The 19823-nt window shown below is 67.5% G+C and carries 20 protein-coding genes; 6 read left to right on the top strand and 14 right to left on the bottom strand.

What is annotated here, in order from left to right:
* Positions 1-89: 89 nt before the first annotated feature.
* The 4 genes from BUR94_RS15845 to BUR94_RS15830 form a co-directional block, all read right to left on the bottom strand.
* The gene (locus tag BUR94_RS15845; RefSeq protein ID WP_074257143.1) at positions 90-803 is read right to left on the bottom strand and encodes a sterol desaturase family protein; all 714 of its coding nucleotides are present in this window, start codon (positions 801-803) and stop codon (positions 90-92) included.
* Between the two features lie 169 nt (positions 804-972).
* Positions 973-1242 carry a 30S ribosomal protein S15 gene (rpsO, locus tag BUR94_RS15840; protein ID WP_074257142.1) on the bottom strand — a complete coding sequence of 90 codons (270 nt, stop codon included), beginning with the start codon at positions 1240-1242 and terminating at the stop codon, positions 973-975.
* A gap of 136 nt (positions 1243-1378) precedes the next feature.
* On the bottom strand, positions 1379-1846 hold the full coding sequence (locus tag BUR94_RS20775; RefSeq protein ID WP_074257141.1) for a DUF5665 domain-containing protein: 468 nt from the start codon (positions 1844-1846) through the stop codon (positions 1379-1381).
* 74 nt (positions 1847-1920) lie between these two features.
* Complete coding sequence (locus BUR94_RS15830) at positions 1921-2889, bottom strand: calcium-binding protein (protein ID WP_175570482.1); 969 nt, start codon at positions 2887-2889, stop codon at positions 1921-1923.
* Between the two features lie 223 nt (positions 2890-3112).
* On the opposite strand from BUR94_RS15830, the gene BUR94_RS15825 reads away from it, so the two are divergent.
* The gene (locus tag BUR94_RS15825) at positions 3113-4021 is read left to right on the top strand and encodes a hypothetical protein (RefSeq protein WP_074257139.1); all 909 of its coding nucleotides are present in this window, start codon (positions 3113-3115) and stop codon (positions 4019-4021) included.
* Here the strand turns inward: BUR94_RS15825 and BUR94_RS15820 are convergent.
* The 9 genes from BUR94_RS15820 to BUR94_RS15780 all read right to left on the bottom strand — a co-directional run bounded on the left by BUR94_RS15820 (position 3999) and on the right by BUR94_RS15780 (position 14126).
* Positions 3999-4523 (bottom strand): DUF1643 domain-containing protein, encoded by a 525-nt coding sequence (locus tag BUR94_RS15820; protein ID WP_074257138.1) that lies wholly within the window; start codon positions 4521-4523, stop codon positions 3999-4001. The genes BUR94_RS15825 and BUR94_RS15820 overlap by 23 nt on opposite strands.
* Positions 4520-5422 (bottom strand): tRNA pseudouridine(55) synthase TruB, encoded by a 903-nt coding sequence (gene truB / locus BUR94_RS15815; RefSeq protein ID WP_074257137.1) that lies wholly within the window; start codon positions 5420-5422, stop codon positions 4520-4522. The genes BUR94_RS15820 and truB overlap by 4 nt, the downstream gene beginning before the upstream one ends.
* A gap of 69 nt (positions 5423-5491) precedes the next feature.
* Positions 5492-6817: a M16 family metallopeptidase gene (locus tag BUR94_RS15810; protein ID WP_084193066.1), complete on the bottom strand. Its 1326-nt coding sequence runs from the start codon at positions 6815-6817 to the stop codon at positions 5492-5494.
* Positions 6814-8229 carry a M16 family metallopeptidase gene (locus BUR94_RS15805; RefSeq protein ID WP_074257136.1) on the bottom strand — a complete coding sequence of 472 codons (1416 nt, stop codon included), beginning with the start codon at positions 8227-8229 and terminating at the stop codon, positions 6814-6816. The genes BUR94_RS15810 and BUR94_RS15805 overlap by 4 nt, the downstream gene beginning before the upstream one ends.
* A 125-nt stretch (positions 8230-8354) precedes the next feature.
* Positions 8355-8885: a DUF3035 domain-containing protein gene (locus tag BUR94_RS15800; RefSeq protein ID WP_074257762.1), complete on the bottom strand. Its 531-nt coding sequence runs from the start codon at positions 8883-8885 to the stop codon at positions 8355-8357.
* Positions 8886-8935: 50 nt separating this feature from the next.
* Positions 8936-9439: a signal peptidase II gene (gene lspA / locus BUR94_RS15795; protein ID WP_074257135.1), complete on the bottom strand. Its 504-nt coding sequence runs from the start codon at positions 9437-9439 to the stop codon at positions 8936-8938.
* Entirely contained in the window at positions 9439-11028 is a 1590-nt protein-coding gene (gene purH / locus BUR94_RS15790) for a bifunctional phosphoribosylaminoimidazolecarboxamide formyltransferase/IMP cyclohydrolase (protein ID WP_074257761.1), read from the bottom strand. The genes lspA and purH overlap by 1 nt, the downstream gene beginning before the upstream one ends.
* An 18-nt stretch (positions 11029-11046) precedes the next feature.
* Positions 11047-12810, bottom strand: coding sequence for a heparinase II/III family protein (locus BUR94_RS15785; protein WP_074257134.1), 1764 nt, complete (start codon positions 12808-12810; stop codon positions 11047-11049).
* Between the two features lie 92 nt (positions 12811-12902).
* Entirely contained in the window at positions 12903-14126 is a 1224-nt protein-coding gene (locus tag BUR94_RS15780; RefSeq protein ID WP_074257133.1) for an RsmB/NOP family class I SAM-dependent RNA methyltransferase, read from the bottom strand.
* A gap of 70 nt (positions 14127-14196) precedes the next feature.
* On the opposite strand from BUR94_RS15780, the gene BUR94_RS15775 reads away from it, so the two are divergent.
* The gene (locus tag BUR94_RS15775) at positions 14197-14370 is read left to right on the top strand and encodes a DUF1674 domain-containing protein (RefSeq protein ID WP_074257132.1); all 174 of its coding nucleotides are present in this window, start codon (positions 14197-14199) and stop codon (positions 14368-14370) included.
* Between the two features lie 79 nt (positions 14371-14449).
* Here the strand turns inward: BUR94_RS15775 and dapB are convergent, their stop codons facing one another.
* Complete coding sequence (dapB, locus tag BUR94_RS15770; RefSeq protein WP_074257131.1) at positions 14450-15268, bottom strand: 4-hydroxy-tetrahydrodipicolinate reductase; 819 nt, start codon at positions 15266-15268, stop codon at positions 14450-14452.
* Positions 15269-15368: 100 nt separating this feature from the next.
* Here dapB and rbfA point away from each other — a divergent pair, with 100 nt between their 5' ends.
* From rbfA to BUR94_RS15750, 4 genes are all read left to right on the top strand, one after another.
* Positions 15369-15791, top strand: a complete 423-nt coding sequence (gene rbfA / locus BUR94_RS15765; protein ID WP_074257130.1) for a 30S ribosome-binding factor RbfA — start codon at positions 15369-15371, stop codon at positions 15789-15791.
* On the top strand, positions 15775-16518 hold the full coding sequence (locus BUR94_RS15760; RefSeq protein ID WP_074257129.1) for a phosphodiester glycosidase family protein: 744 nt from the start codon (positions 15775-15777) through the stop codon (positions 16516-16518). The genes rbfA and BUR94_RS15760 overlap by 17 nt, the downstream gene beginning before the upstream one ends.
* Positions 16519-16612: 94 nt before the next feature.
* Positions 16613-18451, top strand: a complete 1839-nt coding sequence (gene mutL, locus BUR94_RS15755) for a DNA mismatch repair endonuclease MutL (RefSeq protein ID WP_074257128.1) — start codon at positions 16613-16615, stop codon at positions 18449-18451.
* Positions 18448-19674: a DNA recombination protein RmuC gene (locus BUR94_RS15750; protein WP_074257127.1), complete on the top strand. Its 1227-nt coding sequence runs from the start codon at positions 18448-18450 to the stop codon at positions 19672-19674. Before mutL ends, BUR94_RS15750 begins: the two co-directional genes overlap by 4 nt.
* Positions 19675-19823: the final 149 nt, after the last annotated feature.

Below are 19823 nucleotides of genomic sequence, written 5' to 3'. Positions count from 1 at the left end.
GTCAGCGGTTTGGCCGATTGTCGGCCGCTGAGTAGCCGCGGGGTTCCGAGGTGCATGTCACAAGCCATAGCCCTGCACGCAAGGCGCGATCAGGCGATGTGGCGCGGAGGTTTGGCAAGTCCGTAGGCCTTGCGGGCGGTGACGAGGCGCAGGTCTTCCGGGTCCATTCCGATGCTCATCATGGTCCGCCGGTCATAGCGTTCGCGCGCTTTCGCCGGGTCGTGGCCGGTGCCAAAGAGCCTGTCGATCCATGCCATGCCGGCGGTCACGTGAAACGTGGCGTGATGGTCCTGGTAATGGTGCGCCATGTGCTCGCGCGTGACCCATTGGCCGAACCGCCCTTTCGGCACGTTGAGGTGGGCCAGCGTGTGGCAATACTCGTAGAACGCGAAGGCCGAGGCGGATCCGACGAAGAGCGCGACGCAGGCAAACTCCAGCGCGGGCCAGAGGCCGACCAGAGGCCAGAGCACCACGAGATGGGCCGCGAACGAGCCGGCAGCAAAGCGCAGCGGAAACCAGTGATCGTCTCCGGTGAAGAACTCCTCGTCCTGCGGAAACTCGTGGTGCCCGATGTGGCTTCGGTAGAGCTTGTTGAACGGGCTTTGCGCCGTGGGAGGTTCGCGGTGATAGATGAAGCGGTGGATCAGGTACTCGTTGAACCACTGGATCACCACGCCGTAGCCCACGGCGGCGAGCATCCAGTACTGGAAATCGAACAGCATCAGCCCCAGCCCGACCAGCCAGAACGGAAACAGCCGGTGCAGCCCGCCCATGAGGATGAGGATGCGCAGCGCAGCAATCATGGGTCTCCTCCTGTTGCTCAGGATGAGATGCGCGGGCCGGTCGGGTCAACAGCCGGGCGGATGCGACGTGGCGTCGAGCGGAGGTTGGCGGCGCGTCGCGAATGCGCCGGGGAAAAGAAAAGGGGCGGCCTCGCGGCCACCCCTTCGGTCTCGTCCCTGGCGGTCCGTCTCAGCGGCGGATGCCGAGCTTGCCGATGAGGTCCTTGTAGCGGTCCTCGTTCTTGTTCTTCAGGTAGTCCAGCAGCTTGCGGCGCTGAGCCACGAGCTTGAGAAGGCCACGGCGGCCGTGGTTGTCCTTCTTGTGGGTCTTGAAGTGCTCGGTGAGCGTGGAGATCCGCGAGCTCAGGATGGCAACCTGAACTTCGGGCGAACCGGTGTCGCCGTCCTTGGTGCCGTATTCCTTGATGACGCGGGCCTTGTCTTCAGCAGTGATCGACATCGGGGTCTCCTTTGGTTGGTGTGTGCGGGCGCAAGCCGGGATGTCGTCCAGCAGGGTCCATGGAGTGTGCGCCCAGCGTTCCGGGCGACAGGGGCGGCGTATAGGGCAAGCCCGGGCCGATGGGAAGGCGATTCGTTCAGTCGGCGTTGGCGGGGGGGATCTCGCCGGGCTCGGTTTGCGGCGCGTTCTCCGGCGGGCTCACGCCGCCGCCCTCCGGCGCGGGAAGCTGCTCCTCGACCTGCTGTTCCACTTCGGCCTCGGTCTTCTCCTCGTCGAACTCCACATCGAGCTCTGCAGCCCATTCGGCGAGGATCGGGATGAAGTCGATCTGGCTCAGCAGGTAGGCCACGACGGAAACAAGGATCGTGGCCCCGACCACCGAACCCAGGCCAAAGGCCATACCGCGCAAGAGCTGAAACCCGATGAGTCGCCAGAATTGCGCATAGACCCGCAGGAACTTGTGGTTGTTGAGCTTGGAAACCTCCTCGCGCAGCGCGACGATCTCGCGCTTCAGGTCGTTGCGCGTGGCATCGTGATCAGCCTCGGCTTCCACGGCCACATGGACAGGGGCGGGCTTGGTGAGGTGTGGATCGGGGTCGCTCATGCTCCGACCCTAGCCAAATCCTCCGGATTGAAAAGCCGTCAGGCGCCCCTGCATCCGACAACGTCTCCCGGCGTTCACATCGAGGCGGCTGCGGACATCGGGACCAGCTGGATGTCGGCGGCTGTCAGGGTGCCGCCACCGTGAACAACGCCGATCAACTCGCCATCGGCGTAGACTTCCATCAGGTTGCTGTCGGTTTCGCTCAAGGTGATCTCCGGCGCGCCACTGCCTGCCGTATCGTCCCAGAGCAGGGCGAGCCCGTCCTCGTCGGCGTCGAAATCCATGATCTCCGCCACGGTCTCCTCGATGAGATCGCGCCCGAGCGCGAAGATGTCGGCACCGGCTCCACCCGTGGCGATATCTCCGTCGCCGAGCACGAGCACATCGTTGCCGTCGCCTCCGTTGAGCCAGTCGACATCCAGATCATCCGCGCCGATCAAAGTATCGTTGCCCGCGCCACCCTGGAGGTTGTCGCTGCCCGGCCCGCCGGCCAACTCATCGTCGCCGAGCCCGCCCTCCAGCTGGTCGTGGCCTGCACCTCCGTCCAGACTGTCGGCCCCGTCGCCGCCGGTCAGGCGGTCGTCGCCTGCACGGCCCAGGAGCATGTCGTTGCCAGAGGCTCCCCAGAGCTCGTCGTCACCCTCGCCGCCATCCAGAAAGTCGTTCCCCTCCTCGCCGAACAGCCTGTCGTCGCCTGGCCCGCCGGAGAGCGCATCGTCACCGTCGCTGCCCAGGGCCGTGTCATCGCCATCGTCTCCGTGGATCTCGTCACTGCCGCCATAGCCCTGCAGGATGTCGTCCCCCGTGCTGCCCTCTATCAGGTCGTCTTCATCGGTTCCGATCTGTGTGCCGGTTGCACCCGGTTCGGTCAGGTCCAACTCGCCGATCTCGGGGTCGTCGTGCGTGGGGTCGAGAATCGACGTGCCGATGGTCTCACCGCCGGAGCTGTCGCCGCTCTCTTCCTCACCGATGGCATCTTCTTCGATGTCCTCGTCGCCGCCCATCACGCCGATAACGGCGGAGCCGACAAGGACCGCACCCATGATTCCGAACAGCAAGAACATGCTGGCTACCCCTCAAGAGCCTGACGCACGACGGCCCCCGCCGCTCCCGTGGCCAAGGTGCATGTCGCAGGCAATGGGATAAACGGAGAGGGTGCACGAATCCCTTAATCCGTCGAGAAAGCTGCCTAGATTCTGCAACAAAATTTCCGGGTCTGATGCGCCGGGGCTGGAAAGACGGGCGGGTTGGAGAGATGATCCGCCCATGGTTCCGGACTGGCTCGTACCCCTTCTGATCTTCCTGTTGTCGCTCGTGCTTGTCGCGCTGTGGTTTCGGCTGCGTGCGCGGCGCCGGGCCGAACTTGCCGCGGGAGCGGACGCAGCGAACACGGAAGATGGTGCCGTTGCGGCAAATCCGGCCGGCGGGTCGGAGCCCGAGGCGAGCGGCGAACCCCACGCCAGTGAGAGCTTTCCGCCCGAGATCATGGCGGTGCGCGAGGAGCTGGCCCGTATCCGGGCGGAGGAAGAGGCCGAGGCGGAGCAGGCACGCGCGGCCGAAGAGGCGCAGGCTGCCGCTATGACAGCAGTCGCCTCCGCACGGGAGGAGGGGGCGCCGGAAGAGGAAGACCCCGTGGTTTCGGAGCCCGAGGTTGCCGAGGTTTCCGATGGGCCAAAGGAGGGCCCGGAAGAGCTTGCAGATGAGCCCGGTGAGCCCGGTGATGGCACTCAGGCCGAGGACGCCACGGGCAAGCCGATTGATGAATCGTCCGAGGTTCAGCTTGTCGAGGAGGCGCCGGACGAACCGGAGGCCCAGGAAAATGCAGCCGAGCAGTCGCCTGATGAGGGCGCCGGGGACGAATATGATGCCGACGGGCGCCTCGTTCTTCCGATGGCCATGGGCGATGTGATCGTGAGCACAGAGATGCCGCGCCGTCTCAAACTGACGGTCAACAGGCAGTGGCCCATCCCTGTCGTTCAGGGGTTCAGGCCGGAAGCCGAGCGGCTGGTGGTGTTTTATGACGGACCCGAGCCCACCGATATCGTCATGCTGCCCACGGTCGAGAACACCTGGCAGATCAGCCTCGGCGGCCGCCCCGTGGTGCAGGTGGATTGCCCCGACGGGCCGGAGGCGCTGGGCACGGCCCTGCGAATCAGGCCGAAGCCCCAGAGCTGAGCCAGGGCCGCGGCTGCTCGGCGTAGCCGATGTAGAGAGGGTGCTTTGGCTGGCCGTGCTTGGTGAGCCCGAGATGGAACAAGGGCCAGCCACCCTCCCGCAGCAGGGCCTCCACCGCATGGCCCCGGTCGAGATGCGCGCCATGGCTGCCCCAGGCACAGATGATCCGGTCGGCCCAGTCACAACTCTCGAGGATCGCCGCATCGTTCTCCGGCCCGATCGGCTCAGGTGCGGCGCGCATGGCTTTGGGGTCGGTGTCGCGCCAGGCAAAGATATTGGTCACCCGAAAGCTGCCGAACCCCAAAGTGCGCGCGCGGCGCTCGCAGCGCTCCACGGTGGGGTCGTTCTGAACCTCGGTCGCGGTGGAGGGGTTCAGCATGATGAAAAGCGCCCTTTCACCTGCAGGGTCCCAGGTGCGGGTGAGCAGGTAGCGGTAGCACTCGCAGTCGGAATAGACGGCAATGGAGGGCGCATCGCCCTTGGTGTGGGTCCGGGTGATCACCGGTTCAACACCCGCGCCGGGTGAAACTCGCCGCCCAAGTAGCGCCCGAGCGCGATGGCCTGGCCCTTGTGCGCCGCCCAGCATTCATCGCCGAACTCCGCTTCGGAGGAGACAACCGGCGCCGGGTTGCCGTGGGTGATGCGGGTGGCGGCGGCCTCGTTCACGGTGACGCGGGGCAGGTCGCTGAGGCCGGCCTCGAGCGGCAGCAGCAGGGCGTCCAGCTCCGGCGTGCGGGCCAGCGCCTCGACGTGCTCCAGCGTCACGGCGTTCTCGAGGTCGAAGGGGCCGGACCACTCGCGCCGCAGCGTGACAACATGGCCAAGGCACCCCAGGGTTGCCCCCAGGTCCCGGGCGACGGAGCGCACGTAGCCCCCCTTGCCGCAGACCATCCGCAGTTCGGCCGTGTCGGCGTCGGGGCGGGCGAGAAGCTCGAGGCTCTCCACCCAGAGCGGCCGGGCATCGACCTCGAAATCCTCGCCGTCGCGGGCCAGCGCATAGGCGCGCTCGCCGTCGATCTTGACGGCCGAATATCTGGGCGGCACCTGCATGATTTCGCCGGTGAAACCTGCCAGTGCTGCGCGGATCTCGTCATCGGAGGGCCTCGCGTCGGAGGTCTCGGTCACTTCGCCCTCCGCGTCATCGGTGTTGGTTGCCGCCCCGAGGCGCACCGTGAAGCGGTAGCATTTCTCGGCATCCATCACGTAGGGCACGCATTTGGTGGCCTCGCCGAAGGCGATGGCGAGCAGCCCGGTGGCGGCCGGGTCGAGCGTGCCCGCGTGACCGGCCTTCTTGGCCTGCAGGGCCCAGCGCAGCTTGTTCACACAGGCGGTGCTGGTTGGCCCCGCGGGCTTGTCGAGGATGATCCAGCCGGAAATGTCACGTCCCTTGCGGCGGGCCATGGGGCCTCCCTGGTTGATGAGAGGCGGGGCGTAGCGCGGCGGCGCGGCCTGGTCAACCGGGCTGGCGCCTCAGTTGCCAGCCGCTTCCTCCAGGCCCTCCGGGGCTCCGACGACAACGAAGTGCAGGCCCTCCGGGTCGATCAACTCGGCGGCCACGCGCTGGATGTCTTCCACCGTCACCGCTTCGATGAAGCTGTTGCGGTTGTCGATGTAATCCACGCCCAGCCCCTCGATCTGCAAGCCGACGAGGATATTGGCGATGCGACCGTTGCCATCGAACCGGAGCGGATAGGCGCCGGTGAGGTATTTCTTGGCGCGCTCCAGTTCTTCGGCGCTGACGCCTTCCTCGGCAAGCCGGGCCCACTCCGCCTTCACGACCTCGATCACCTGCGCCACGCGGGCGTTGGCCGTGGCCACCCCCCCACCGATGGTCTCGCCATAGTCCATCGGGGCCAGGTAGGCATAGATGCCATAGGTCAGGCCGCGCTTTTCGCGGACTTCGTTCATCAGGCGCGAGTTGAACCCGCTGCCGCCCATGATCTCCATCATCACGAATGCGGCAAAGAAATCGGGGTCGTCGCGGGTGATGCCGGCCTGGCCGAAGGTCACAACCGATTGCGGCGTGTCGTAGGGCACCACGGTAAGCCCGCCCGGCAGGGTGTAGTCCATGTGCTCCGGCAGCTCGGCGCCGGTTTCGGGCAGGCCGGAGAACAGGTCGTCGAGCAGGGTGGAGAGCCGCTCGGCGTCGATGTCGCCAACCGCGGACACATAGAGCCGGTCTCGGGCCATGACCTTGGCCTTGGCCTCGAACATGTCTTCACGGGTCAGGGCGGCCACGCTCTCCTCGGTGCCGTTCAGGTCGGTGCCGTAGGGATGGTTGCCCCAGGCCAGCCGGTCGAAAGTGTTGCCGGCGATCCTGTCGGGATCGTTGTCGTTGGAGCGGATGATCGACTGCACCTGGGCGCGCACCCGGTCCAGCGCATCCTGGTCGAAGCGTGGCTCCACGATCGCCAGCCGCAACAACTCGGCGGCCTCGTCCATGTTCTCGGTCAGGAACTTGGCAGAGATCGAAAGCGCATCATTGTGCACGTCAAAGTCGAAGGAGGCGGCCAGGCTGTCGCGGGCGGCGGTCCAGGCGCGGGCGTCCATCTCGCCGGCGCCCTCCTCCAGGATCGCGGTCATCAGGTTGATCGCCCCGCGCTTGTCGGGCGCGTCCAGCGAGGCCCCGCCCTTGAAGCGGATCTCGAGGGCGACGAAGGGGATGGATGGCTCATTGACCAGCCAGGCCTCGACCCCGCCCGGCGAGGTGACCTGCTCGATGTCGACCTCGGCAGAGGCGACAAGAGGCAGGGCGGCGAGGATCGCGCCGCAGATGATGCGCTTGAGAAAGGTCACTGGGAGATCTCCTCGGTCACGGGCTCGGAGGCCTCTTCGGGGGCGGGTGCGCTGGCCGGTTCGGGCGCAGGTGGGACCTCGGCGGGACGCATGGCATAGCCGGTGACGGCGTTGCGCATGGCGAGGACCTCGCGGGCGGCGGCCATCACATCCTCGGGGGTCACGGCCTGCAGCACCTGCGGCCAGGCCTGGATATCTTCAACCGTCAGCCCGGTGGTCAGACCCTCGCCATAGCGGCGGGCAAGGCGCTGGAGGTTGTCCTTTGCATAGATTTCCGAGGCGCGGACCTGCATCTTGATCCGCTCGAAGTTGTCCATGTCGATGCCCTCTTCGAAGAAGGTCTCGATCACGCGGTCGATGTCGGCCTCGGCGTCTTCCAGCGACCGGCCCGGCACCGGCACGGCATAAAAGCCGAACTGACCGTCATCGAGGCTGTCGCCGGAGTAGAAGGCGGCGGAGTAGACTGCGAGGCTCTCGTCGAATTGCAGCATCCGGCCCATCAGGGAGGAGGTGGGGGAGCCCCCCAGCAACTCTGCCAGCATGGTCAGGGCGGCGGCCTTTTCCTGGGCGCCAGCGTTGCGCTCCGGCGCGAGGTAGGTGCGCACCACATAGGGCTGAGAGATGCGCGGATCCTCGAAGTCGAGGTGCACGGCCGCACGGTGGGGCGGCTCCTGCGGCCGGGCACGCGGCTTCAGCTCGGGATTGGCCGGAAGCGGGCCGAAGTGGGTTTCGGCCAAGGTCCGCACCTGCTCGGGCGTCACGTCGCCCGCCACCACCAGGATCGCGTTGTTGGGTGAATAATGCAGCTTGTAGAAGTCGAGCGCGTCCTGCCGGGTCAGCCCCTCCATCTCGTGCTTCCATCCGATGATCGGGATGCCATAGGGGTGGTTCATCCACTGCGCGGCCCGGCGGTCCTCGCCGAACAGTGACGAGGGGTCGTTCTCGATCCGCTGGTTGCGCTCTTCGAGAATGACCTGAAGCTCTGTCGCCACGTCCTCCTCGGTGAGGAGAAGGTCGACCATCCTGTCGGCCTCCATCTTCATCATCAGCTCGAGCCGGTCGGCGGCGACGCGCTGGAAGTAGCCGGTGTAATCCCAGGAGGTGAACGCGTTGTCGGTGCCGCCGTTTTCCTCAACCACGCGGCTGAATTCGCCGGGCGCGAGGTCGTCGGTACCCTGAAACAGCAGGTGTTCGAGGAAGTGCGCGATACCACTCTTGCCGGGTGGCTCGTCGGCGGCCCCGGTCCGATACCAGACCATGTTGACGACGACGGGTGCCCGATGATCTTCTATCACCACCACCTCCATCCCGTTCTCGAGGGAGAAGGTGGTCACTTCTTCGGCGGCGGCGGGAAGGGCGAAGGCGGCGACAAGAGCCGCAAGGGCGACTCTGGCGCGACGGAAGGGGTGCATCGGCGCTCCTCTCGATGAATGCGAGGGTTACCCTAGGCACCGGCCAGATATGCGCAAGTGGGGCAACGTGCTTGTGAAGCGCCGTGCGAGCGATTGCCGCCGCCGCATGGCCGCGCGGCAGGAGCCTACTGGAGGCCGCCTGCGGGCGGGGCGGAGGGGGTGGCTACGCCGGCCCGGCGGAAGCGCGAAAGCTCCGATTCCTGGTCGAGCGACTGGCGGGCGTAGGCCTTGTAGTAGACGTTGACGTTGAACAGGCGCTCCAGCAGACGGCCATCGTTCTTCTTGCGGAACTGGTAGTCCTCGGCAGCCAGTTGCTGCCGGATGTTCCGGGTCAGGCCAAAGCGGGTGACGTGGCCGATGAGACCGGGCTCGCCCACCAGCTGGCCCGTGGTGTTGAGCCGCTCCGGGTTGCCACCGAGGGCCGCCACGGCATCCTTGAAGGGCGAGGCGTCGGCCCGGTTGCTTCCGCCCAGGGTCGGCGCGGGCAGGTCGCGGTAGTTTTCGGGCTGCTGGATCGGCTTGTTCGGCAGGATGGCAAACTCGTCCGGGGTGTCCTGCCCGCGTTCGATGTTCATCAGATCTGGCTCACGCGAGCACGCCGCAACCGACGCGCAGACGAGCAGCAGCAGCGCCATGCGCCGGGCTTGCTTCGCCATCATCTCTGCCCCTGAACCCACTCGGCCATCCTCTTGGTCTTTTGCACGTTCTAGCGTGTTTCGTGCCCCTCGTCAGCCGCCTTTTTCGCGTCTGACGAACCGCCTGTCCAGAGGATCAGGCCGAAGGCGCCGGCAAAGATGAAGACGTCGGCGAGATTGAAGAGATAGGGGTTGGAGATGCCGCAGCAGGACATGTTGAGAAAGTCGAGCACGCCGGGAAAGAGCACGCGGTCGAGCGCATTGGCCAGCGCACCGCCGATCACCAGACCGGCAGAGGCAAAGGCACGGCGGGTGGTGAAGCTGCGGTATGCCCAGACGGCAAGCGCGGCCGAAAGCCCCAGCGCGATGACGATGAGGATGATCCGCTGGGTGCCTGAGCCACCGCCGAAGAGCCCGAAATTGATGCCCTCGTTGATCCCGGGACGGAACACCAGAAGTGGGTCCAGGACGTCGATCCGCTGCTTCTCCCAGAGGTTCAGCCCCTGAAACACGATCCACTTGCTGGCCTGGTCGATGACAAAGGCCAGCAGTGCAGAGATCCCCAGCCAGCGCATCAGTGCCGGAAGTGCCGCATGCCGGTGAAGACCATGGCGATGCCTGCCTCGTCGGCAGCGGCGATCACCTCGTCATCCCGCATGGAACCGCCCGGCTGGATCACCGCGCGCGCGCCGGCCTCGACCGCGGCCATCAGCCCGTCGGCGAAGGGAAAGAAGGCATCGGAGGCCACGACGGAGCCCTTGGTCAGCGGCTCGGAGAGCCCCAGCGCCTCGGCCATGTCGAGGCTCTTGCGGGCGGCGATGCGGCTGCTGTCGACCCGGCTCATTTGGCCCGCGCCCACGCCCACGGTGGCGCCGTCCTTCACGTAGATGATCGCGTTCGACTTCACGTGCTTTCCCACGGTCCAGGCGAAGAGCAGGTCATCGAGCTGGGCGTCGGTGGGCTGCACCTTGGTCACCACCTTCAGCTCCGCCTTGCTGACATGGCCCACGTCCTTGTCCTGCACGAGCATGCCGCCGCTCACCTGCCGATAGGTCAGCATCGGTTGACGAGGGTCGGCGAGCGCGCCGGTGGTCAGCAGGCGCAGGTTCTTCTTGGCCGCAAAGATCTCCCTGGCCTCGTCATCGGCCTCGGGCGCGATGACGACCTCGGTGAAGATCTCACTGATCGCCCGCGCCGTCGCGCCGTCGAGCTTGCCGTTCAGAGCGATGATCCCGCCAAAGGCCGAGGTGCGGTCGCAATCGAAGGCGCGGCGGTAGGCCTCTTCCAGCGTCGCGCCCCGCGCCACGCCGCAGGGGTTGGCGTGCTTGATGATCGCGCAGGCCGGGCCGCTCTCGGGAGCGAACTCGCTGACCAGCTCGTAGGCCGCGTCGGTGTCGTTGATGTTGTTGTAGCTCAACGCCTTGCCTTGATGCTGCTCGGCGGTGGCTACGCCGGGCCGCCCGGTGCCGTCGGTGTAGAAGGCGGCAGCCTGGTGCGGGTTCTCGCCGTAGCGCATGGTTGCCGCGAGCGTGCCGGCAAAGGCACGCCGGCGCGGGGTGGGCTGGCCGATGGCATCCGCCATCCAAGTGCTCACCGCCGCGTCATAGGCCGCCGTGCGGGCATAGGCCGTCTGGGCCAGTTGCTGGCGGAAGGCGAGGGTGGTCTGCCCGTCGTTCTCGTCGAGTTCGGCCACCAGTGCGGCGTAATCCGCGACATCGGTGACCACATTGACAAAGGCGTGGTTCTTGGCGGCCGCGCGGATCATCGCCGGGCCGCCGATGTCGATGTTCTCGATGCAGGTGTCGTAGTCGGCGCCTTTGGCGACGGTCGCCTCGAAGGGGTAGAGGTTGACCACCAGCAGGTCGATCGGGCCGATGCCGTGCTCCTCCATCGCTGCCACGTGATCGGCGTTGTCGCGCAGGGCGAGCAACCCGCCGTGCACGCGGGGGTGCAGGGTCTTGACCCGGCCGTCCATCATCTCGGGAAAGCCGGTCACCTCCGCAACGTCCTTCACCGTGATCCCGGCGTCGCGCAGCATGCCCGCGCTGCCGCCGGTCGAGAGAATCTCGATCCCGCGCTGCGCCAGAAGCTCGGCCAGTTCCACCAGCCCCTCCTTGTCGGAAACGGACAGCAGCGCGCGGCGAATGGGTTGCAGGTTGGTCATCGGCATCGGTCCCCTCGGTCAGCCCTGCCCCGCGTCCTCTTCATCGTCGCCGTCGCGGAGCGTGTCACGAATGGCCAGCGGGGTATCCTGTGCTTTCGCCAAGGTCCAGCCGATCTCGTGGCCGTAGTCCATGACTTTGGCAGAAAGGACGATCTGCCGCGTCGCGCGCGGCTTGATCCGACCCTGTTCGAGGTAAACCGAAGGCTCCAGCGTCAGCTCCGCCTTTCCGGAATAGCGAAAGACCCAGATCTCGCCGGACTTCAGGGCCAGCGACACCGCAAGCCCGCCCATGTCGACGGTGGCATCCACATCCGGGTGCAGGTGGAAATGCGCGGTGAAGGCCACGCCCTGAAGCTGCATCCGCGTCATGGCCGCGTCGAAGGATTTGCGGGCGTCTTCGGTGAAGGCCCGAAGCGTGTCGGTGCCCGTCAGAAGGCGGCCCGACGGGTCTAGATCGAGGCGGCGCATGTGGGTCAGCCCGTGGGTCCGCCCATAGCCGTCGTGGCCCGCACGCAGGTGGATGCCGACCTGGTCGGCGGTGCGCTCCACCTTCACCTGCCCCGGCGTGTCCTCCAGAAACTCGCCGCGGTGGCCCGTGGCGGTGGCCAGCCGGGAGGAGGAATAGCGCTCAACTGCCAGCGTGGAGTGCGAGGCGGTCGCCCGGCCCGCCCGGCGCCAGCCTTCGCCGAAGCTCGCGCCCGAGCCGCAGCTCACGATCACCGGGCGGCGGCCGGAGGTGAGCTCGAAGGCGAGAGTCGAGGCGTGGGCGCGCGCCGAGGCGGGCCCGGTGGGCGGCCTGGCGGCGTCGACGATGACGGTGGTGCGGCCGGAGGAGAGCCGCGCATAGCCCATCGACAGGCCTTCGCCCGGCCCCTCGCGCACGCCCGAGGCCACCAGCGCTGCATCGAGCCGCCCCTCCAGCCCGCGCCCGCCGCCGTGAAAGCGGGCCAGCCCCCCGTCGGCGTGCCGCAGGGCGCGGAGGGTGGGGGTGATGCGGGCGATGGCGGCGGTGAGCGGGCGCGGCACCGGGTGGTCTGCATCGACCAGGGCATGCACCGTCCAGGTGAGCAGCGTCAGCACCTCCATCAGCTCTTCGGGGTTGCGGGTGGGGATGCCGCCTTCTGCGTCGACCTGGCGGTCGCATTCGCGGGAGAGCGCCTTGAGCGCCGGAGCCACGTGACCTTCCATGCCCTGAAGCGCGAGGCCGGCATAGATCAGCCCGGTCAGCGCCTCGAAGCGCGGCAGGCCGGGCGCGGCGGAGCGCCAGCGGCGGGCAAGAAAGCGGGTCTGCCCGGCCAGAGCCTTGAAGTAGGCCTGGCTTTGCTCGGAGCTGCGACCGTTCAACAGGAAGATCGCGTGGTTGATCCATCGAATCAGGCGCCGCCCGGTGAGGTCGGGTGTCCACCCCGGCCCACGCCCGCGCCCGAAGCGCTCGATCCAGACCCATGTCCAGTCCTGCGCCTTTTTGCGGGCGCGCAGGTCGCCCACGGCGGCAAGGTCATCAAGCCAGGCGAAGCCCATCAGCGCCTCGGTGAACTCGGGCGACGGGGTCGGCATGTCCCAGATCGGACGCGTATCGCCCTGCGCCTCCACGAGATAGCCGGCGAACAGATAGGTGCCCGCCACGAGTTGCCTGCCGCGTGCGAAGCTGCCGATGGTGCGTGGCTCGGGCTGGCTGGTGAAGGCGGTGGCCGGGCGCGACAGCGTTGCCAGCCGGGCCTGAAGCCGGTTGGCCATCCGCGTCCAGTTGGCGGACGGATGCTTTGCGAGGGTGCCTGCCATCGTGCTCCCGGGCTGCCCTTGGGGCGGTTTGTTGATTGCGGCGCAGGATAGGCCCCTGGTGGCTGGGTGTCACCTGCTGATCGGCAGACAGGTCAGGCCCTGCGCAGAACCGCCATGTAGAATCCATCCATCCCGCCAACCTCGGGCCAGAAATCGGGGCGCAGCCGCAGGCCGTCGCCCGCGCGCCAGCTGTCTTCGACCCAGGCGGCCTCCGGGCGCGCGAGGGTGTACCCTTCCACCTGCTTCTCCCCTTCTTCGGGCAGCAGGCTGCACGTGCAATACACCAGACGTCCGCCGGGCTTGAGCCAGCTCATCGCCCGCTCCAGCATGGCGGTTTGCATCGCAAAAAGCTCCTTGAGCCCCTTGCCATCCTTGACATGGGGCAGGTCGGGGTGGCGGCGGATGGTGCCGGTGGCGGAGCAGGGGGCATCGAGCAGAATGACGTCGAACAGCCCTTCCGGCTCCCATGTGAGCACGTCTGCTGCCACCAGGGTTGCGGTGAGCCCGGTGCGGGCAAGGTTCTCTTCCACCCGTTTCAGCCGCCGCTCCGAAAGGTCCAGCGCGGTCACGTCGGCCCCGGCAGAAGCGAGTTGCATCGTCTTGCCGCCCGGCGCGGCGCAGAGGTCCAGCACCCGTTCGCCGGGCTGAGCGTCGAGCAGCTTCGCCGGCAGCGCAGCCGCCGCATCCTGCACCCAGAACGCCCCCTCCTCGTAGCCCGGCAGTGCCGTCACCTGCGCCGGCCCGCTGATCCGGACCGATCCGGTGGGCAGGACCGTGCCGCCGGTGGCCTCCGCAAGGGCCGCCGGATCGCCCTTTGCGGTCAGGTCCAGCGGTGCGCCCGCACCATGGGCCGCCTCGATCCGTGCCACCACCGCATTGCCGTAGACCGCGCCGAGACGTCCGCGAAGCCAGTTGCCCATCCGGGTCGGCGGGGCGGCATCGAACGCCGCCTGGCCCTCTTCAGCCACCCGCCGCAGCACAGCGTTGGCCATGCCGGTCGCGCGCGGGCTGGCCTGCCGGGTGAGGCTGACCGCTTCACTCACCACGCCGTGGGGCGCCTCGCCCAGCGCCAGAAGCTCCACCGTTGCCAGCCGAAGCACATCACGCACCGGGGCGGGGGGCGCCTTCTTGAGCCAGGGTTTGAGGGCGGCATCGGCGGGCCCGAGGTTGCGCAGGGTCGCATTCGCCAGCCGCTGTGCCCGTGCCATCACCTCGGGCGGTGCGCTCGCGGCAGCCACGAGGTCCTGCATCATGATCCGCTGCGCCAGCACGCTCTTGATGAATGAGAGCGCCAGCTCCCGCGCGGCATCGGCCATGGCCTTCCCCTTTTCCGGTTGTGAATTGCGGGCTATATCAGGCTCCAGGCCCTGACAAGGAGCGTAACCCGTGACCGACCGCAAAGATCTGCCCCCCGAGGCCCTCCGTGCGCTGGCCGAGGCCGAGGAGCGGCGCAAGGCTGCCAAGGCGCTGGATCTCCCCGAAGAGCTCGGCGGCCGCGACGGCCCCGAACCTGTCCGCTATGGTGACTGGGAGAAGAAGGGCCTGGCAATCGACTTCTGAGGGGCGGCTCATTTGCCCTTCGAGGCGTCCTCGCCCGGGGCGAAGAGCGCCTTGGAGGGGTCCTATGAGCCTGCCCGGCCTAGCTTGCGCCCAGCCCCAGCACGTCCAGCATCGAGTAGTGCCCCGGCCTGCGCCCCTGTCCCCAGAGCGCGGCCTTCAGCGCGCCCTTGGCAAAGAGGCTTCGGTCGGTGGCGCTGTGCGAGAGCGTCAGCCGCTCGCCGGGGCCGGCGAAGATGACGTCGTGCTCGCCGATGATGTCACCGCCGCGAATGGCCGAAAACCCGATCTGCCCGCGCTTCCGCGCTCCGGTGATCCCGTCGCGGGCGGCTTCGTAGACCTCTTTCAGCCCATGCCCGCGCCCGTCGGCGGCGGCCTCGCCGAGCATCAGCGCGGTGCCCGAGGGGGCATCCACCTTGTGCCGGTGATGTGCTTCCACCACCTCGATGTCGAAATCCTCGTCGAGCGCGGCGGCCACCTTGCGCACCAGCACGGTCAGCAGGTTGACCCCGAGAGACATGTTGCCCGCCCGCACGATCACCGCGTGCCGCGCGGCGAGGTCGATCTTGGCGATGTCGTCGTCGGTGAGACCGGTGGTGCCGATCACATGCACCGCACGGGCCTGCGCGGCCAGCGTGGCCATCTCCACCGTGGCCGCCGGCGCGGTGAAGTCGATCACGGCCTGTGCGCCGGCCATGGCCTCCAGCGGGTCGTCGTTGACGGCCACGCCCAGCGCCGCGCCGCCCATCGCCTCGCCCACGTCACGGCCGATCCACTCGTGGCCCGGCCGTTCCAGCGCGCCCGCGAGCCGCATCACCGGGCTTTCCTGCACGCTCTGCACCAGCATCCGCCCCATCCGGCCGGAAGCCCCCATCACCACGATCCCGGGCACGTCCATCATCGCTCTTCGTCCTTCTCACGTTCGGCCCCGTTTAGCTGACACGGACATGCGGCGCAAAGCCCCGCTTGCGTGGGCGTCCTGCGCGTCCTATGTCCGGCCCATGGCGAAGAACAGGTTCAATGACGGTCCCGGCCCCTCGCAGCGCCAGCTGCGCGTGGGGGAGACGATCCGGCGGGCGCTGGCGCAGGTGCTCCAGCGCGGTGACGTGCATGATGACGAACTCGGGCGCATGTCGATCACCGTGAGCGAGGTTCGCTGTTCGCCCGATCTGAAGGTGGCCACCGCCTTTGTCATGCCGCTCGGCGGGCAGGGCGAGGCCGCCGCGCTCGATGCCCTGCGGCGCAACCGCTCCGAGCTGCGCCGTGCGGTCAACAAGTCGCTGGCGCTCAAGTTCTCGCCGGAGCTGCGCTTTCAGCTCGACGAAACCTTCGACCGGATGGACGACACCCGCCGCATGTTCGCCGACGACCGGGTGCGCCGGGATCTCGAAGCAGAGGACGACGAGGATGACGCCGACATTTAGGCAGCTCTTCGTCTCGCTGATCGCGCTTGCCGCGACGCCGCTCGCCGCGGCCCCCGCCTGCCGGGACATCGCCCACGAGGGTCGGGCCTATACCGCCTGCACGCTGGATGCGGCGAAGGATGACATCCGGCTGTTTCACCAGACCGGGGGCAAGGTGATCGGCAGCTTCGCCAGACTTGAAGAGGTGCTCGAGGCACAGGGCCTGCAACTCACCTTCGCCATGAATGCAGGCATGTACCACGACGACCGCAGGCCGGTCGGGCTCTATGTCGAACAGGGGCGCGAGACCGCGCCGCTTGTGGCCAACCCCGGGCCCGGCAACTTCGGGCTGGTGCCGAACGGCGTGTTCTGCCTGATGAAGGGCCGCGCCGCGGTGATCGAGACCCTGACCTACCGTGCCGATCCGCCGGCCTGTCGCCATGCCTCGCAATCCGGGCCGATGCTGGTGCTGGAGGGCAAGCTGCACCCACGGTTCCTGCGCGACAGCACGTCGCGCCATTTTCGCAATGGCGTGGGGGTTGAGGCCGATGGGCGAACGATCCATTTTGTCATCTCCGATGAGCGTGTGACGTTCTGGGAGTTCGGCACGTTGTTCCGGGACAAGCTCGGCACGCCGAACGCGCTCTATTTCGACGGGTCCGTTTCGCGGCTTTTCGCGCCCTCGGTGGGGCGCAACGATACCGGCTTTCCGCTCGGGCCGATGGTTGGCGCGGTGGTGCCCCGATAGCCGCTGACGTGCCCCGCTCCCCCTGCGGTTCAAGGGCAGGTGGCGCGAGAAACCCCCTCGCAGAATCGGCACGGGCCATGCTACCCCTAGTAGGATGAACGCACCGCGCCCCAATATGAGCCCCGACCTGCCGCAAATCCGGCAACTCGACGATACGGTGATCAACCGCATCGCCGCGGGCGAGGTGGTGGAGCGTCCGGCCTCTGCGGTGAAGGAACTGGTCGAGAACGCGCTCGATGCCGGGGCCACCCGGATCGAGGTCACGGTCTCCCACGGCGGCAAGACCCTGATCCGGGTCACCGACGACGGCTGCGGCATTCCAGGCCCCGACCTTCCCCTGGCGCTCTCCCGTCACGCCACCTCCAAGATCGACGGTTCCGACCTGCTCGATATCCGCTCCTTCGGGTTTCGTGGCGAGGCGTTGCCCTCGCTCGGAGCGGTCGGGCGCCTGACCATCACGTCGCGTACGCCGGGCGCAGAGGCCCATGCCATCAGTTGCACCGGCGGGGCCCTTGGGCCGGTCAAACCCGCGGCGCTGACATCGGGCACGGTCGTGGAACTGCGTGAGCTGTTCTATGCCACGCCCGCTCGCCTGAAGTTCCTGCGCTCCGACCGGGCCGAGACCCAGGCCATCACCGAGGTCGTCAAGCGCCTTGCCATGGCCGAGCCCTTCGTCGGATTCACGCTCCGCGACGAAACCAGCGGCGAGCCGCGTGTGACCTTCCGCGCCGACGCCCAGTCAGGTGATCTGTTCGATGCGCTGGCGGGCCGGCTGGCCACTGTGCTGGGGCGCGACTTTGCCGAGAACGCGGTGCGTCTGGACGCAGAACGCGAGGGGGTCCACCTCACCGGCTACGCCGCCTTGCCCACCTATTCGCGCGGTTCCTCGGTGGCGCAGTTTCTTTTCGTCAATGGCCGTCCGGTGCAGGACAAGGTGCTGATCGGCGCCCTCCGCGGTGCCTATGCCGACTATCTGAGTCGCGACCGCTACCCGGCGGCGGTGCTGTTTCTCGATGTCGACCCGCAAAGGGTCGACGTGAACGTGCATCCGGCCAAGTCCGAGGTCCGGTTCCGCGAACCCGGTGTGGCACGTGGCCTGATCGTCACCGGCATCCGCCATGCGCTCGCCGACGCGGGCCACCGGGCTTCGACCACGGTCGCAAACGAGGTTCTGGGCACATTCACCGCCGAGCAGTCCGCGGTGCCGCGCGTCTACCAGATGGACCGCCCGGCCCAGGAGCGCGCACAGAGCTACAGCTGGCCCGCTCCCGTCATAGGACAGATGGGTTTCGCCGAAGCGCCTGCGGGCCGGGTGGACGAGGCGCCGCAATCCGCCGATGAGGCCGCCACCCACCATCCGCTCGGCGCGGCCAGAGGGCAGGTGCACGAGAACTACATCATCGCCCAGACCGAGGACGGCATGGTGATCGTCGATCAGCACGCTGCCCATGAGCGCCTGGTCTACGAAAAGCTCAAGCGCCAGATGGCCGAGAATGGAGTCGCCGCGCAGGCCTTGCTGATCCCGGAGATCGTCGAGCTCTCTCCGGATGATGCCGCGACCCTTCTGGCGCATGGCGAAACCTTCGCCCGGATGGGCCTTGCGCTCGAGCCCTTCGGCCCCGGTACGATTGCCGTGCGCGAAACACCGGCCATCCTCGGAGAGATCAACGCCGAGGCCATGCTGCGGGACGTGCTGGACGAGCTCGACGACATCGGCGAGAGCCAGCTGGTGCAGGAGCGGATCGAGGCCATCCTCTCGCGTGTCGCCTGTCATGGCTCCATCCGTTCGGGCCGCCGGATGCGCGCCGAGGAGATGAACGCGCTGCTCCGGGAGATGGAGGCCACGCCCCATTCCGGCCAGTGCAACCATGGGCGGCCAACCTATGTGGAGCTGAAGCTGCACGACATCGAGCGGCTCTTCGGGCGCCGATGATCAAGCTTGGCGATGAGACCTACGCATTTTCCGACCCCCGCGTTCTCGCGGCACTGGGCGGTGTGCTGCTTGTCGTCTTCCTGCTCTGGCTCCTCATTACCGCCACCCGCCGCGCCGGTCGCGCTGCCGATGCCGCCGCGCAGATCTCCGAGGTCACGCGGCTCGTAGGGGCGCTCGCCGAAGGTCAGCATCGGCTCGACGGGCGGATCTCCTCGGTCTCCGAGAGCCAGGCCAACGGCCAGGCGCAGATCGTCGCGGCGATGGAGTCACGCCTCGCCGAGGTGCAAGCCCAAGTCGCCGACCGCCTGCACCAGACCGCCCTGCACTCCGCCCGTACGCTCAACGACATGCAGGAGAAGGTGACAGAGACTCTCTCGGGCAGTTCCAAGGCCACCGCCACCTCGCTCACCCAGCTCACCGAACGCCTCGCCCAGATCGACAAGGCTCAGGCCAACATCGAGAAGCTCTCGGGCGACGTCCTCGGCCTGCAGGACATCCTGAGCAACAAGCAGACGCGCGGGGCCTTCGGGGAGATCCAGCTCAACGATATCGTCAGCAAGGCGCTTCCGCGCGACAGCTACACCCTCCAGGCGAGCCTTTCCAACGGCCGTCGCGCCGATTGCCTCATACACCTGCCCAAACCGCCGGGGCCGATCGTGATCGACGCCAAGTTCCCGCTCGAGGCCTACGAGCAATTGCGCGCGGCCTCGACCGACGCCGAGAAGACGCAGGCTGCCCGCGCCCTCCGCACGGCGGTGAAAGCCCATATCTCCACGATTTCAGAGCGCTATATCGTCGAGGGCGAAACGGCGGATGGCGCGCTGATGTTTCTGCCCTCCGAGGCGGTTTATGCCGAGCTGCACGCCAATTTCGCCGAAGTGGTGCGCGAGGGCTTTGCAGCACGGGTCTGGATCGTCTCGCCCACCACCTGCATGGCCACGCTCAACACCATGCGCGCCGTGCTTAAGGACGCACGGATGCGGGAGCAGGCCGGCGCCATACGCAAGGAACTGGCCCTGCTTTACGCCGATGTCGACCGGCTGGGCACGCGCGTGGGCAACCTCGACCGGCACTTCGGGCAGGCGGCCAAGGATATCGAGGAGATCAAGATTTCCGCCGACAAGGCCGGCAAGCGGGCACACCGGCTCGACGCCTTCGATTTCGAGGAGCTGGCCCCGGAGGAGGAACCTCGCGTCGTGCCCCTCGGCAGCCCAAGCCGCTGAGCACCGCCCCTCCGGCGCGCCCAGGAATTGAGCACTGTCGTGGATTTGAACGACATGCGGACCGCCCAGTGAACCACCCCCGACCGGCCCGCGTTATACTGACCGGGTGACGCGCCAGAATCACTTCTGCCGTGCGGCACGGTATTTCA

The organism is Vannielia litorea (genome assembly GCF_900142295.1).
Taxonomy (GTDB): Bacteria; Pseudomonadota; Alphaproteobacteria; order Rhodobacterales; family Rhodobacteraceae; genus Vannielia; species Vannielia litorea.
Note: the sequence above shows the minus strand (reverse complement) of the source record. Positions and strands in the feature narration are given on the sequence as shown.

What these genes read in the sequence shown, in the direction of transcription:
- BUR94_RS15845 (WP_074257143.1), bottom strand. Translation starts at nt 803, where the DNA reads ATGATTGCTGCGCTGCGCATCCTCATCCTCATGGGCGGGCTGCACCGG.
- rpsO (WP_074257142.1), bottom strand. Translation starts at nt 1,242, where the DNA reads ATGTCGATCACTGCTGAAGACAAGGCCCGCGTCATCAAGGAATACGGC.
- BUR94_RS20775 (WP_074257141.1), bottom strand. Translation starts at nt 1,846, where the DNA reads ATGAGCGACCCCGATCCACACCTCACCAAGCCCGCCCCTGTCCATGTG.
- BUR94_RS15830 (WP_175570482.1), bottom strand. Translation starts at nt 2,889, where the DNA reads ATGGGTGCGGTCCTTGTCGGCTCCGCCGTTATCGGCGTGATGGGCGGC.
- BUR94_RS15825 (WP_074257139.1), top strand. Translation starts at nt 3,113, where the DNA reads ATGGTTCCGGACTGGCTCGTACCCCTTCTGATCTTCCTGTTGTCGCTC.
- truB (WP_074257137.1), bottom strand. Translation starts at nt 5,422, where the DNA reads ATGGCCCGCCGCAAGGGACGTGACATTTCCGGCTGGATCATCCTCGAC.
- BUR94_RS15805 (WP_074257136.1), bottom strand. Translation starts at nt 8,229, where the DNA reads ATGCACCCCTTCCGTCGCGCCAGAGTCGCCCTTGCGGCTCTTGTCGCC.
- BUR94_RS15800 (WP_074257762.1), bottom strand. Translation starts at nt 8,885, where the DNA reads ATGGCGAAGCAAGCCCGGCGCATGGCGCTGCTGCTGCTCGTCTGCGCG.
- lspA (WP_074257135.1), bottom strand. Translation starts at nt 9,439, where the DNA reads ATGCGCTGGCTGGGGATCTCTGCACTGCTGGCCTTTGTCATCGACCAG.
- purH (WP_074257761.1), bottom strand. Translation starts at nt 11,028, where the DNA reads ATGACCAACCTGCAACCCATTCGCCGCGCGCTGCTGTCCGTTTCCGAC.
- BUR94_RS15785 (WP_074257134.1), bottom strand. Translation starts at nt 12,810, where the DNA reads ATGGCAGGCACCCTCGCAAAGCATCCGTCCGCCAACTGGACGCGGATG.
- BUR94_RS15780 (WP_074257133.1), bottom strand. Translation starts at nt 14,126, where the DNA reads ATGGCCGATGCCGCGCGGGAGCTGGCGCTCTCATTCATCAAGAGCGTG.
- dapB (WP_074257131.1), bottom strand. Translation starts at nt 15,268, where the DNA reads ATGATGGACGTGCCCGGGATCGTGGTGATGGGGGCTTCCGGCCGGATG.
- rbfA (WP_074257130.1), top strand. Translation starts at nt 15,369, where the DNA reads ATGGCGAAGAACAGGTTCAATGACGGTCCCGGCCCCTCGCAGCGCCAG.
- BUR94_RS15760 (WP_074257129.1), top strand. Translation starts at nt 15,775, where the DNA reads ATGACGCCGACATTTAGGCAGCTCTTCGTCTCGCTGATCGCGCTTGCC.
- mutL (WP_074257128.1), top strand. Translation starts at nt 16,613, where the DNA reads ATGAACGCACCGCGCCCCAATATGAGCCCCGACCTGCCGCAAATCCGG.
- BUR94_RS15750 (WP_074257127.1), top strand. Translation starts at nt 18,448, where the DNA reads ATGATCAAGCTTGGCGATGAGACCTACGCATTTTCCGACCCCCGCGTT.